The sequence below is a fragment of the Paenibacillus sp. P4_E11 genome, from assembly GCF_056401635.1.
Genome location: NZ_JBFUIX010000116.1, coordinates 1 through 13,619, shown reverse-complemented (window position 1 = coordinate 13,619; position 13,619 = coordinate 1). Strand labels below are relative to the sequence as shown.

The 13,619-nt window shown below is 46.6% G+C and carries 10 protein-coding genes and 1 pseudogene; 6 read left to right on the top strand and 5 right to left on the bottom strand.

The features are described from left to right. The coding region (locus tag AC1DWB_RS27825) for an S-layer homology domain-containing protein (protein ID WP_477544354.1) at positions 1–1,653 on the top strand (1,653 nt) is incomplete at its 5' end. 94 nt (positions 1,654–1,747) lie between these two features. Here AC1DWB_RS27825 and AC1DWB_RS27820 read toward each other — a convergent pair. Beyond that, a pseudogene (locus tag AC1DWB_RS27820) lies at positions 1,748–1,852 on the bottom strand (zinc-binding alcohol dehydrogenase family protein); the annotation flags it as partial. Between AC1DWB_RS27820 and AC1DWB_RS27815 the strand changes: the two are divergent. Together AC1DWB_RS27815 and AC1DWB_RS27810 are read left to right on the top strand one after the other, a co-directional pair. Then, on the top strand, positions 1,804–1,983 hold the full coding sequence (locus AC1DWB_RS27815; RefSeq protein WP_477544353.1) for a winged helix-turn-helix transcriptional regulator: 180 nt from the start codon (positions 1,804–1,806) through the stop codon (positions 1,981–1,983). The pseudogene AC1DWB_RS27820 and the gene AC1DWB_RS27815 sit on opposite strands and share 49 nt — an antisense overlap. 455 nt (positions 1,984–2,438) lie before the next feature. After that, a complete protein-coding gene (locus AC1DWB_RS27810) occupies positions 2,439–6,461 on the top strand; it encodes an S-layer homology domain-containing protein (RefSeq protein ID WP_477544352.1) in 4,023 nt (1,340 codons plus the stop codon). Positions 6,462–6,935: 474 nt separating this feature from the next. Here the strand turns inward: AC1DWB_RS27810 and AC1DWB_RS27805 are convergent, their stop codons facing one another. Then, positions 6,936–8,141, bottom strand: coding sequence for a COG4705 family protein (locus AC1DWB_RS27805; RefSeq protein WP_477544351.1), 1,206 nt, complete (start codon positions 8,139–8,141; stop codon positions 6,936–6,938). A 395-nt stretch (positions 8,142–8,536) separates the two neighbouring features. Between AC1DWB_RS27805 and AC1DWB_RS27800 the strand changes: the two genes are divergently transcribed. The 3 genes from AC1DWB_RS27800 to AC1DWB_RS27790 all read left to right on the top strand — a co-directional run bounded on the left by AC1DWB_RS27800 (position 8,537) and on the right by AC1DWB_RS27790 (position 10,632). After that, positions 8,537–8,638 carry a hypothetical protein gene (locus tag AC1DWB_RS27800; protein ID WP_477544356.1) on the top strand — a complete coding sequence of 34 codons (102 nt, stop codon included), beginning with the start codon at positions 8,537–8,539 and terminating at the stop codon, positions 8,636–8,638. Positions 8,639–8,720: 82 nt separating this feature from the next. Further along, the gene (locus AC1DWB_RS27795) at positions 8,721–9,896 is read left to right on the top strand and encodes an ABC transporter substrate-binding protein (protein ID WP_477544350.1); all 1,176 of its coding nucleotides are present in this window, start codon (positions 8,721–8,723) and stop codon (positions 9,894–9,896) included. A 115-nt stretch (positions 9,897–10,011) separates the two neighbouring features. After that, positions 10,012–10,632 (top strand): helix-turn-helix transcriptional regulator, encoded by a 621-nt coding sequence (locus tag AC1DWB_RS27790; protein ID WP_477544355.1) that lies wholly within the window; start codon positions 10,012–10,014, stop codon positions 10,630–10,632. Between the two features lie 243 nt (positions 10,633–10,875). Here AC1DWB_RS27790 and brnQ read toward each other — a convergent pair whose 3' ends face one another. The 3 genes from brnQ to AC1DWB_RS27775 form a co-directional block, all read right to left on the bottom strand. After that, positions 10,876–12,216, bottom strand: a complete 1,341-nt coding sequence (gene brnQ, locus AC1DWB_RS27785; RefSeq protein ID WP_477544349.1) for a branched-chain amino acid transport system II carrier protein — start codon at positions 12,214–12,216, stop codon at positions 10,876–10,878. Positions 12,217–12,489: 273 nt separating this feature from the next. Beyond that, positions 12,490–13,167, bottom strand: coding sequence for an ABC transporter ATP-binding protein (locus AC1DWB_RS27780; RefSeq protein ID WP_477544348.1), 678 nt, complete (start codon positions 13,165–13,167; stop codon positions 12,490–12,492). A gap of 1 nt (position 13,168) precedes the next feature. Continuing rightward, positions 13,169–13,619, bottom strand: a 451-nt coding sequence (locus AC1DWB_RS27775) for an FtsX-like permease family protein (protein ID WP_477544347.1), incomplete at its 5' end; no start/stop codon positions are given.

Below are 13,619 nucleotides of genomic sequence, written 5' to 3'. Positions count from 1 at the left end.
ACCTATACGAGTGGGGATCCAACAGTTGCAACGGTAACAGCGGATGGACTGATAGAAGCCAAAAGAGCAGGCACAACGACAATCACGATAGCTAATAACGGCATAACGACTACCGTCGAAGTTAACGTAACCGAGATAACTGGATTGAAGGTATCGCCTACCCCCGTCGAATTGAGACGAGGGACAACTCTTTCACAACAGTTGTCGGTGACGGCAACCTTGTCAAATTTAAATACAGACGATGTGACTGACTCCACAACAGGAACTACCTATACGAGTGGGGATCCAACAGTTGCAACGGTAACAGCGGATGGACTGATAGAAGCCAAGAAAGTAGGCACAACGACAATCACGATAGCTAATAGCGGCATAACGACTACCGTCGAAGTTAACGTAATTAGCATCATCTACACGGTCGGCTTTGAAGTAGACGGAGGCAGCGCAATAGCGAATGTGAATGCAGAGTATGACACAACGATCACAGCACCAGCAGTACCAACGAAAGCGAATTACAGCTTTGGTGGGTGGTATAAGGAAATTGGGCTAACGAATCCGTGGAACTTTGCAACGGACAAGGTGCTTGGGGCTACAACGCTGTATGCGAAGTGGACGCTTRATCACTCATCCAACAATGGCGGAGGTGGAGGCGGTTCGCCAACATTTATTGATGGCCAACTAACACTCCCTGCAGGTAAATCAGGTATGGTTAGCTTGGGCGATGAGGTTACGATCACAATTCCAGAAGATGCGACGAAACAAGAATTAAAAATAACGATTAGCAAATGGTTAGATACGCAAAATCTACTAACGGATAAACAAGCTCTAGCAAGCTCGATTTATGAAATTCTGAAGAACTTCCCGGAAGATTTCAGTAAACCGGTTACACTGACCTTCAAGTTTGACCAAGCAAACGTGAAGAAGGATCAGAGAGCAGCGATATTTTCTTATGACGAAGTGAATAAGGTATGGGTGGAAGTTAAAGGCGGCAAGATAGCTGGGAATCGTATTTCTGTAGAGGTATATCGTTTCGCGAAGTTTGCGGTGTTCGCAGTAGATCCAGCGACAGCCACGAGCAAGCCCGAAATCGAGCAACCAAAAGAAACCGATTCAGAAGTTAAATTTAGCGATATCGTGGGACATTGGGCTGAGGTAAGTATCAAGCAAGCTGTATACGGTGGTATCGTCAAAGGTTATGCCAATGGTACATTTAAGCCGAATAATACGGTGACTCGCGCAGAATTCGCAGTTATGCTGATGAATGCATTGAAGCCGCAAGGCGATGGTGCGGAACTGACATTCACAGATGCTGCCGATATTGGAACATGGGCGAAGAAAGCGATCGCTCAAGCGGTACAAGCGGGCATTATTAAAGGCAATGCGGATGGAAGCTTCCGTCCAGATGCAGAAGTGACACGTGCGGAGATGGCAGTCATGATAGCCAGTGCATTAGGTAAATCTGCCGAAGTGGATGCTACAACTGGCTTCGCAGATGATCAAGATATCCCGGCATGGGCGAGGATTAGTGTTGCAATCGTGAAGCAAGCAGGCATTGTACAAGGGAAAGGCGGCAACCAGTTCGCCCCTCTAGACTCTGCAACAAGAGCTGAGGCCGTAACGGTTCTGCTTAATATGTTGGCGCAGAAGGACAAGTAAAAAGTGAACTGTGACCCGGATTAGGGACAAATGAGGAAATATAACAAACCCTGCTGTTCCGAGCGTTCGGAACAGCAGGGTTTGCTCTGATTTATTAGAAATTTTCCAACACAATCTTTCCTATCGTTCTCCCCGTTTCCATTTTTTTATGTGCTAACCGAAGGTTTTTTGCATTTATTGGTTCTATGCGTTCAGTTAGCCAAAGTAGAATACTCTCTTACTGATTTTGGAAGGACCTTGGAACCGCTCATATTATCTATGAAAGCATGGGGGGAGACTTATAAAATCAGACTTAACGAAACTAGAACGCCGCAAGGGGAAGAAGGTTGAATTAGACAGATTATATAAGCAATAAACCTAAAAGGAGCAGCCGGGGCATGCTCCTTTCGTATTTTTCGCCGATAGACCCGTTAAGGTGAACCGTATCACAAATGAGGCGAAATTTTAGCATTATCCGCGCGCGAGGCGCGGAAAGTCCACCAGAAAGGAGGGATGAGACCACCCTAGAGAAAGATCTTTGTACAGCAAGCTTCGAAATCTACCGCTAAAGTTGTCCTCATCAAATTGCTTTGTCAGCAAGTTAAATCAAGATGTTCGTTACTCCTCTCGCATCCATAAGGTAATCCATAAAACCTCCGTGTTCTAAAGTTGGAAACGGAGGTTTTATTTATGTTCAATTTACTGATTAATGGTTCATCATGCTGTAAATAAGATATAGAAAATTTTGGTAGTCTGTAGTATCATACAAATTGTTAGACAAACCAAAAATAGAAGGGAAGCAGTCCATGAATACAGGGAGGAAAAAAATATCTTTACTGCTATTATTGTTATTATTGCTTAACTCATTTGGGGTTGTGGTCCCTTCAGCCAGCGCGGACTCATCAAATTCGGTTCTAGAGCTCTCTCTACCGAGTGATTTGACAGACTGGTTATTGGATGAAGATGCGGGTTATATCTATGCAATCTCTAGCACGGCCAATAATCTATATTTCATTCGACTTAGCGATTTTACGATTGAAAAAACGCTGAATGTTGGTTCTAATCCGTATTATCTTGCGAGGGATGGGCAGTCTCTGCAAATTGCGCTTTCCGGATCGACCATGATAAAGACAGTTAATCTTTCAACTCAACAAATATCGGACACGATTACTACTAACGCAATACCGTATTCGGTTGCCGCATCTTCCAGTCATCTTTTCTACGGAACAAAGGACGGGAAGATCTACAAATATGACAAGGCTACTAGAATGAGTAGCTTATTATTTAGTAATTATATGTACGACAATATGGCCCTAGCGTTTGATGAGGTAACCAATAAACTTTACATCGGAAAATTATCCTCTTATGGCGGAATAACTGCTATTAACGCTGAGACCGGAGCAAAGCTGGGTGAGGACATTAATGACAATATGGAGATCGGAGGATCATCTTTATCGCTCAAACATATTTTTATTGACGATCAATCGGTTTATTTTGGCGGACATCAGTTCAATAAAGAGAACCTGATTGAGACCACAGGTACATACTCAAGAACGAACAACGACTACACGTATCTCGAATCTGTGATACTGGATGTAACTGACTCCTATGTTCTTACCACGCAAGGGGTATACGATAAAGTTTCTTACACTCCATTGGTTCTATTCCCTTCTAACAAAAGGTTTGCCTTGCTCGACTCGAAAGGCCAAGTCTATCTTGCAGGCATTGAGAATTGGTTTGAAGATTTAAAAAAAATTAGACGAATCAATCTTACGATACCACAAAGGATTACCGCTCACCTTACGACTGATTCTTATTCTGTCCGAAGCGATCAAGCGATTACAGATTGGACTACAACGGACACTTCTCCATATATCTATGCCATTGTGGCAAGCACGAATGAGCTCGTCATTATTAACAAGGGCGATATGAGTGTAGTAAAAAAGATGCTTATCGGTTCTAGCCCAAGACAGATAAAAATTTTAAATAATAAGGCATATATCATTTTTAAGGGTGAGAACCACATCAATGTAATGGATTTGAATGCCGGTATTCCATCAGAAGCTGCCACAGCCAAAATCACCACGAAAAATTACCCGATTCATGTCTATCCTGATAACAATAACCGAATATTATACAATGGGGGGGGAGGAAGCATCAGCGTAACAACGGCTGTATATACCTCAGTTACGGATGCAGTATATAGTGAAATAAGAACAGGGATCTATTCACCTAGCAGCTACACATTGGACCCGAATCAAAAGATTATCTATGGCGGAGATGGTTATTCCTTGTATAGATATAACAGTCAAAATTTCAATTTAATTGAAAGAAACGGAGTGGAAAACAGTTCTAATTATTACAATATCTTTCTGGATGAAAACAGTCTATACTATGGTAATCGCAGGTACGATGCGACCGTAACTTCCATTGTATACGGGACTTATCCAGAAAGTATTATTTACGCGCGCGGCAGTCACGTGTTCAGTAATGGTGCCGTCTACGACAGAGACAGTTTTACAAAAATCTATGATATGTTAATGTTCATCCAGGGTGCATATGTTGGTGCAGACCATACCATTTTCGTATCAACTGAGAAACGCTTATATAAATTTAATAACTTTGATCATATGAAGACGGTCATGAACGAGGCTCGCTTGCCTTCAAATGCCATTTTCGTGGATGAGGATTTAACCCCCGGCAGAATTGACGGGTATTTGTCCTTTAAAGCGCCGACCGATCAGGATGGACTGAAGGGATTTACTGCGTACTATCTTGATCAGAATGGAAATAAATTGAAGCAAGTAGGAATATATAAGAAAGCTGACTTATCAACTGATTCAATTTTTGTTTATGAAATCTCACATTCGAACCTGCCTGAAGGTACAGCAAGTATTGGACTGTATCCGGTAGTTGGTAACGCTTATGGGAGCGATCTTACGCTGGACGTTCATATCTCGGTTCCCATATATGACGCACCGAAATATCTGCCTGTAGATTTATCAGTAACGGATATGAATGCGGACATCGACAAATTTGCTGGTACAGTGACATGGAAACCGGGAACGGCTGAAATACCAGATGTCCGCTATTATTTGTATTTTATTAATGAAAATGGTCCAATTGGAGACCTGATAACCGTTGTGAATGGTAGGAAAAATGAGTATTCCGTTACTATTTCAGAGAAGGTCGTACCGGAGGAAGCGTATGGAATCGGCCTTTTCATGAAAAATGATAAGTTTACATCGCCATTCTACATCAAAAAGCTATTGGAGGATAAACGGACACCGGCTATCACGCCATCATCCATTACCATAAACAAATACATGGTTCAAGCGGATAATATCATCGTGAATAATCTTGCAGCCGGAGATGTTGTACGTGTGTACAATGAGGAACAAACCGCCATAATTGGGGGCGGGAGCGTTGCACTGAACCAGAGCTCGATTACAGTTACCATAAGGAATATTGGAAGTCCAGGGGATAAACTTCTTATTACACGACAAACACCCAATAGGGGTGAGAGCATGGGTACATTAGTTGTTGTGCCGACGGTTACGAATGGCGGAGTCATAGGCGGTGGCAGTGGCGGTGGCAGTGGCGGTGGCGGTGGCGGTGGCGGTGGCGGTGGCGGTGGCGGTAGTACAAGCTTGCCGACGCCTGACGCGAACGGCCAAATAACTTACGATGTGCAGCCGGCTCATGTCGACATGCTGATTGATCTCGGTAACGATGCGAAGAAGGAGCTTATACTGGACGCTACAGCGAAGCAGCATCTGGATATTACAATGGTAAGCTTCAGTGCGGAAATTGTTCAGATAGCAACGAAAAAAGGGAAGCCCATTGTCGTTAAAACCAACGATGTTCAGCTGAAATTCCCTGCTAATGCTCTGGCTGTCAACGACGGAAATAATACCGTGAAACTGAAGGTCATGAGTAATGAAGCTCCGACGATAGGCGGCTTCAATGCGGTTTCCCCCTTGGTGGAATTCACACTAACCGAAAAGGATAAGATGATCGAATCTTTCAATAGTCCAGTCGAAGTGGAATTATACTATGATCCATCTAAAGTACAGGACCCAAGTAAACTGGGGGTCTATTGGCTGGATGAAGCCACCGACACATGGACTTATATCGGAGGAAAGGTAAATGTTGACGGTATCATCATAGTTGCGCTCCCGCACTTCTCCAAATATGTGGTACTAGAGAAAACCGAAGGAGCATTGACGGGCTCGACGCCTTCCGGTTCCACAGCCGGAGCGACTGCTTTCGCCGATATTCAAGGGCATTGGGCGCAAAAGGAGATCGAGCAACTGGTGAGCCAGAATATTGTCGACGGCATGGATGCGAGTTCGTTCCAACCGAACAACAATATGACTCGCGGACAGTTGGTTATGATTCTCAAGAAATCCCTGAACCTGCCCACTTCTACAGCCGCTATGTCCTTCGCAGACGTAGCTGCCGATTCTTGGTATAAGGATGCCGTATATGCGGCTTATGCCGCGAATATCGTAGGTGGTACAAGCGACAGCACCTTTGATCCCGAAGCAAACGTTACACGTGAACAATTGGCGGTGATGATGGTCAATGCTTACTTGTACGCCAACGGTAAAAAATTGAGCGATCTGCAGACACAATCTCAATCGGTCAATTATGTAGATGCAAGCAGCATTAGCGAATGGGCCGAGCGATACGTAGCGGCGGCTTCAACGCTCGGATTGCTGAACGGCATGGACGATACGCATTTTGCTCCCGCTCAAAACAGTACACGCGCACAGGTGGCTGCCGTTGTCGTGCGGATGATGAAAAAAATGAACACTACGAAATAATTTTTGCAAAATAATGAGGCTGTCCCGATAGTGGCTAAAGCTACTTGAGGCGACGGCTTCTTTTTTTAATAAATCCCATGCTTTTTGTTCCATTGCGACTACATTTAGCAAATTGTGGACAAGCGAAAGCCATCTGACTTCCTGGGGTTCTGGACATATTTCATTTAATTTTGATGTTCCGCTAACAGGTGGCGTTAGTTGAATAACGGATCAATAAAAAGGACGAAGGAGCATGCCGCAGCAACTCCTTTAGCAATTTTCGCCGATAGACCCGTTAAGCTGAACCATACCATAAGTAACGGCGAAATTTTTAGCCTTACCCGCGCACGGGGCGCGGAAGTTGCCCTGGAGGGGATAGGGTGAGTGTGAGGCCACTGTGGGCAAGATGGTTCGGCAGGTGGGTGCGGCGCAATACAAAAAGCCGGTATCCCGTATATTACTGGGTTATCGGCAGCTTTTTCAGCATCGAGTGAATTAGCTAAGTACGGTCAGCAGGGATTCCAGCGCCGTTTTACACGCTTCAGCGTCTTGATGTGCAGCGCGTAGTTGTCTCAATACCTTATCTATGGAATTGTCAATCTCTGTCCACTTCGTCTTGTTTATTGGTTTGAGCCGAGCCTGAGCGGTATCCCAAGCGGTCTCCAAATCACTTACGCGTGACTTAGCGGCGGACAAATTCCCTGCTTGCACTAGACTTAGTGTATCTTCCGTAATTTTCCGGAAATTAGATATATCACCCTGCGGGAAGGCTTGCGTGACGGAGCCAGACGAATCCCCCTGTGGTAAGGTATCTTGGAGCGTAGCATGACGCCAAAAATAGCCTGTTCCGGCCACGAGCACCAGTATACATACAACCGCAGCAGTTTGCCAGAAAACGGCATTTTGTTTTGTATCCGTTACTACCTCTCTTGATGTGGCGATCGAATCCCGCTTGGTGTCAGAAAGAAAAATTACTAACACCAGAATCGCTAAAATGAATATTGCGCTTGTCACAGTTGCACCTAATCCCAACCCGCCGTTATTTTGCGGTTGAGAAAGGAGGTCCCCCAGCGAAGCACCCAAAGGACGCGTCATGATATAGGCAGTCCAGAATGCTAATACAGAATCAAGCCCCAATCGCCAAGCGACTGTCATGGAGGCAATTACCACACTGACTATGACACCTGTAGCTAGGTAACCGAGGCCAAGGCTCTCTGCCATTAGGTCTCCAGTCGCCGTACCAAGTGCAAATGTGAAAAGGATAGTTAACCAATAAAAGGCTTCTCTTCGTCTAGTAAATATTGAATGGATAGAGAGCGTTTTCTCCTTGGAGTACCATAAGGCAAAGGTCAGCACCAAGAAGACACTGAAAACGACGGTGCTCACTTCAAGAGGGAAACCCATGTTGTCTGTCAGATTATCTGTAACAAGTGTTCCAAAGATGCTGATCAAGAATACCGTCAACCAATAAATGCTCGGGATGTATTTATTCGCCTTAAACTGAAAGAAGACCGCGACAAGTAACAAAACTCCCATTACAATGGAGGTACCAGTCAGACCAAAACCGAGATTGACGTTCAGGAAATCAGCTGCAGTCTCCCCGACTGTGGTACATAAGATTTTTATGATCCAGAAATAAACGGTTACCTCGGGAACTTTGCTTAACATGCTTTTAGTTTCATTTGTTTTGATCGTTTCCATTTTGCTATCTCCTTTTAAAGATTTTTTTATACGTTCCACAATTGCCAACAACTTCTTGTTCCATAAAATATTCGAATCAGCCGCCGAGTCTGCTCGGAGAACTCTCTCTTCCGCACTGTTGCGACAGTAAGAATCCATTCTTTAATCCTTTTATCTTCCCCGTACTTGTTATTATTGTAAATGCTTCACATGAGAAAATAATGAGAATTAGATTTTTTTGAAGATCTCTGAAAGACAGACGACTTGAGAAGTCTGGAATCTCCATGAAGGAGCCCTAGTTTTCGCCGTTATGACCGATACGGTGAACCGTACCACAAATAGTGGTAAAGCAAAAAGTGGAGATAGTAGTTCGATTATCCGATTATCGGATTGAGATTCCCGAGTGACATTACTTCATCATTGGCGACGATTGGCTGAGAAGTGTCGATAGTCGGCACATTGGAGCCGTCTCTAAGAATATATTCATAGGGAAAGTTGTGGGTATAAATAACATTTAACTCTTTCGTCGGACACGATATGTCCGACCGCCTTCGGTATACTGAGGCTGTAAGTCAAATCATACAGAGGAGGCGGGACGAAATGCAGCTTCGAATTGCGACGCATGACGATCAGCGGATGGCGGTCATTCAGGAGGCGGCGCGGCAGTTTCGAAAGGAACATCCAGGCGTCACTATCGTGTTGGAGTTTGCGCCGGACAGAAAGACGATGCGGCGGCAGTTAGCGGAAAGAAACGGGCCGGACATTGTCGAGTGGGAAGGGGCGAACATGGGGCAATGTCTGGACGGCGGGCTGTTGTCGGATTTGTCCGATTTGATCGCGCGCGACGGCATCGACATGGGCGACTACTATCCGAGCGTTCATGAGGCGGTGCATTCAGATAGACGGATTGGAGCGATTCCGGTGATGGCCGATACGCTCGGCGTCTTTTACAACCGGGACCATTTCGACCAGGCGGGGCTCTCATATCCGCGGGAAAACTGGACGTGGGAGGAGTTTGTGGACGCGGCGGAGCGTTTGACGCTTCGGGATGAGCGGAGGGACATCCGGCGCTATGGCGTGTTCGCCAGCTTCGGTTACATGATTTACGTCGAGCCGGTCGCCTGGAATTGCGGCGGGGCGTTTTTGTCGGAAGACGGGACGACGTTGGACGGTTACTTGAACAGCGAAGCTACGATCGAAGGGGTTCGTCGTTATTTGCGGTTGATCGACGAAGGGTTGTCCCCGCGCATGGAAGTCAGCCGCGATTCGTGGATCGACTGCTTTATTCACGGCAAAATGTCGATGTATATCGATGCGAACTGGGCGATCCGGCCGATGAAGGCGGAGCAGCGGGCGAAATTCGGCGTTGCCGGGTTTCCTCGCGATCCGGGGAAGCCGAATTTGTTTGAAGTGTACGGCTACGGCATTTCGCCGTCATGCCCGGAGCGGGAGCTGGCGTGGGCGTTTTTGCGCAAGCTGACTGCGCCCGGCGGAGAAATCGGCAAGCTGTGGTCGGTGCTCAAGTTGGCCGTCTCGCAAACGGCGGCGGAGCAAAGCGGGCAGGCGGCGGACGCTTTGTACGCTCCGTTTTTGCGGGAGCTGCGCTCTGCTCAATTGAGCGCGTATCAGTGGCCGAATATGATTCCGGCGTTCCATTTTCGCGACACGTTCCGCACAATGGTGCATGCCGAAGATGTCGAACAGGTTCTGCAAGCCGCGGTGCGCCGGACACCGATGCTGCCCGCTTTCGATCCGGTCCGGTTCGAGTGGTGGTAGTTGGTAGCGTGTCGAGCGCTCCTGTTCGGGGAAGGGGCACGGGGGACCAGTCGTGGGCGCGTAATCGGAAGCATGGCTTGTATCTCGGAAAGGAGGGCGTACGTCTGTGAGCAATATGCACCGCATCCTGTGGTTCGATGAGCAAATTCGCTCGCGGCACTTCCCGAACGCGAAAGCGTTGGCGGAACATTTCGAAATATCGGTGCGGCAGGCGGGGCGGGATATCGAATATATGCAGGACTCGCTGCGTGCGCCGATAAGCTACAACGCCAGGCGCCGCGGCTACGAATACAACGATACGGCATATATTTTGCCCTCTGTGTTTTTAACGGAGACGGATATTCGTATCGTAAACTTTCTCATTTACAAATACGAGGAAGCGGTCAAATCGATAGGTTACGTGGAAGGGTTAGATCGGGTCGTACAGACGCTCAAACGATTCGTCCCGTACCAGCCGGAGGACAGCGAGTTGCCAGCGTTTATCGTGGACACCAGGACGGCGCAGCATAAGCATGACATCGATCAGGCGATTGAACGCGGCCACAAGCTGCACATCGTTTACGCCGACAACGCGGGCGAGCATGAAGTTGACATTCACCCGTACCGGACGTATTCCCAGGCGGCTCCGGCGCATGTGGCCGTGATCGCCTGGTGCGAGCAATCGGGCGAGGTGGAGCATTTCCGCCTCGACCGGATCGAATCGATCCGATGCAGCGGACAGTCGTATTTGCGCTGAGCGGACCGGGAGACATGTCCAAGCTGATTTGTCCGGATATTAGAGCAGACGGATTGATGAAAAAACGTTTGGTTTACCGTCTCCATGATCTGCGCATGAACCATATGACAAGTAGCGGCGTTAAATTTTGTTGGGGGAATGTACGGGAGAGTTGTTGGGCGTGATGGATAAGAATGATTTTGAGCCTCTAATCGACCAAGTTGGTTCGTGAGAATCAAACGATCGAGCGGCGTACCCGCAACTTCAGTCTTCCAAGAGACTGGGAGATTGTCGTCCCTTCTGTCGCTCCGGTAGCAGAAGCCCAATCAGCACTCCCACGCAGGTAGGAATCAGCCAGCCCAATCCGATATTATACAAAGGTAAGTACTGGTTAAAGAAGTCGTGGAGCTTCTCTATACCGAGCGGAGTATCTTCAAGGCCGTCGACCAGGCTGACGAGAAAAGTCAGCAGCAGGCTAACCCTGTATACGGCGCGCTTACCTTTAAACAAATTATGCAAGAATGTCAATAAGATGAGCACGATAGCCAGCGGGTATAATATCGTCAGAACAGGCACGGAAAAATGGATTAATTGCTCTAGACCGATATTGGCCAGCAAGGCGCTGACAACACTCAAGACGATGCAGATACTCTTATACGACATGCCCGGAATGATCTTGTGAAAATAACTACTGCAAGCGGTGGTCAGGCCTATGCTTGTGGTCAGACAGGCAAGCAGCACAGTGATGCCGAGTATAAATCCTCCGAACGTGCCGAAATAATGGCTGGTCACCAAGTTCAACACTTCACCGCCATTGGCCAGAATACCGAAGGCGGATACGCTGATTGCTCCGATATAAGTCAGGGATGTGTAAATAACAGCGAGCATTGCAGCTGCAATCAAGGCCGCCTGGAAGCAGATGAACAGAATGCTTTTACGTTCGGTGACCCCTTTCGCTCGAATAGCGTTTATGACGAGAATGCCGAATACGAATGCCGCGAGCGCATCCATAGTCAAATACCCCTCTTGAAACCCGTTAAAGAAGGCTTGAGAGGCATAACCGGATTTCGGTTCTTGAGGCTCGCCTAGCGGGTTAGTAACGGATGTTATGGCTAACAATGCGATGCAGGCGATTAATAGGGGTGTGAGTATTTTTCCTACAATATCAACCATTCTTGCCGGGTTAATGGAAAGGAGCAAGGTCACCCCGAAAAATAATACCGAGAAGACCACCAATCCTAACGGACCATGCTCCGGTTCGATATAGGGCTTAATAACGATCTCGTACGAAACGCTGCCGGTTCTCGGCATGGCAAACAACGGCCCGATCGTTAAGTAAAGCAATGTTGTGTAGCCGAAGGCAAACCAAGGGTGCACGCGACTGGTCAATGCGAGCAAATTTTTCGAGCCGGAAAATCCGAGCGCCAACGTTCCAAGCAAGGGCAGGCCGACGCCCGTGATCAGGAAGCCCAGACTGGCTTGCCAATACTGATCACCTGCATTTTGGCCCATTATCGCCGGGAATACCAGATTTCCCGCCCCGAAGAACAAGGCAAATAGCATGAAACCGATTGTCAAAGTGTTACTAAAAGGAATGCGTTGCATAAGATGTCTCTCCTGTATAGAAAAAATATATTTATCATTTACATATTTTGACCCTCAGACTGAAAGTTGATGTGCCGTAGTCATGCACCTCAATATTGTATTTGTTCCATATAAATCTACATGATTCGACATAAAATGACAACATCTGATGAAGCATGGCGGATAAGGAGCCCTTTTTTTCGCATTTTGGCTTGAAAGTAGCGCTTCAGCAGCGATAGTCATTTCCTACCACATAACCAAAAGAAGCACCCTCAGAGTGAAGGTGCTTCTTCGTTATTTAATAATCAATCCATCTTTCATCGTGATGACATGGTCTGCATAAGAGAGCATTTCTTCATCATGCGTCACGAGTAAGGTTGTAATGTTTAATTCTTTCGTCAAATTACGGATGAGTGTCATGACATCCTTGGATCTTGTGGAGTCTAGACTTGCAGTGGGCTCATCGGCGAATAGCATTTTTGGCTTGTGGATGATGGCACGACCTATCGCAACCCGCTGTTTCTCCCCACCCGACAATGAGGCTGGATAGGCGTCTTTGCGATGATCCATTCCGACCAATTTGAGTATCTTCATAACTTCTTCTTTTTGCCCGCGTTTACTCATTTTGGTCTCTGCCACATTAAGCATCAGCATGAGCTGATCTTCTACAGTAAGGAAAGGCACGAGATGAGAGGATTGAAAAATAAATCCGAACTGACTGGCGCGTATTTTGCGAATCCCTTCTTGCGTCATGTCGGTCATGTTCTTTCCCTCGAAAATGACTTGTCCACCAGATGCGCGCTGAAGACCTGCTGCGATCGTAAGAAGCGTGCTTTTGCCAGAACCTGAAGCACCTACGAGAGCCGTTATTTCCCCTTGTTGTTGGGAAAGATTGATCCCGTTCAATACTTGTTCGTTGACTTCGCCATTCGTAAATGTTTTTCGGACGTCTTGTATTGTGAAGGTAGTCATATTAGATATCTCCTTGCTGTATGGCTTGTAGCGGCTCAACTTTTCGAATCTGAAGACCAGAAAGTGTTGCACCGATAAATCCAATGATTATGAAAAGGATCGACAATTGAATGGTTGTCCCAATCGTAAGACTAAAAGGCATGCCTTGTGGTGCGATCATATTAAAGCCCTGACTGAGTGCAATGGATAATACAAGTGCGATTGCGGTGATGAAGAACATTTGAGCCCACATCATACGGAATAATGTACTTGTTTTTACACCGATTGCTTTCAAGATCCCGTATAGTCCGATCTTCTGCACATTCATCATATAGAAGAAAATCGCAAACAACATGCCACTAATGGCGACTAAGAACCAAATAATCATATTAAGGGACATTTGTTCTGCATTATAGCTCGCAATGGTGTTCAGAAACTGATTATTTGAAAAAGATTGTAATCCGTCAATAGAC

Coding starts and splice junctions, on each gene's coding strand:
- AC1DWB_RS27805 (WP_477544351.1), bottom strand. CDS start 8,141: ATGGAAACGATCAAAACAAATGAAACTAAAAGCATGTTAAGCAAAGTT.
- AC1DWB_RS27780 (WP_477544348.1), bottom strand. CDS start 13,167: ATGACTACCTTCACAATACAAGACGTCCGAAAAACATTTACGAATGGC.
- AC1DWB_RS27790 (WP_477544355.1), top strand. CDS start 10,012: ATGCACCGCATCCTGTGGTTCGATGAGCAAATTCGCTCGCGGCACTTC.
- AC1DWB_RS27795 (WP_477544350.1), top strand. CDS start 8,721: ATGCAGCTTCGAATTGCGACGCATGACGATCAGCGGATGGCGGTCATT.
- AC1DWB_RS27810 (WP_477544352.1), top strand. CDS start 2,439: ATGAATACAGGGAGGAAAAAAATATCTTTACTGCTATTATTGTTATTA.
- brnQ (WP_477544349.1), bottom strand. CDS start 12,216: ATGCAACGCATTCCTTTTAGTAACACTTTGACAATCGGTTTCATGCTA.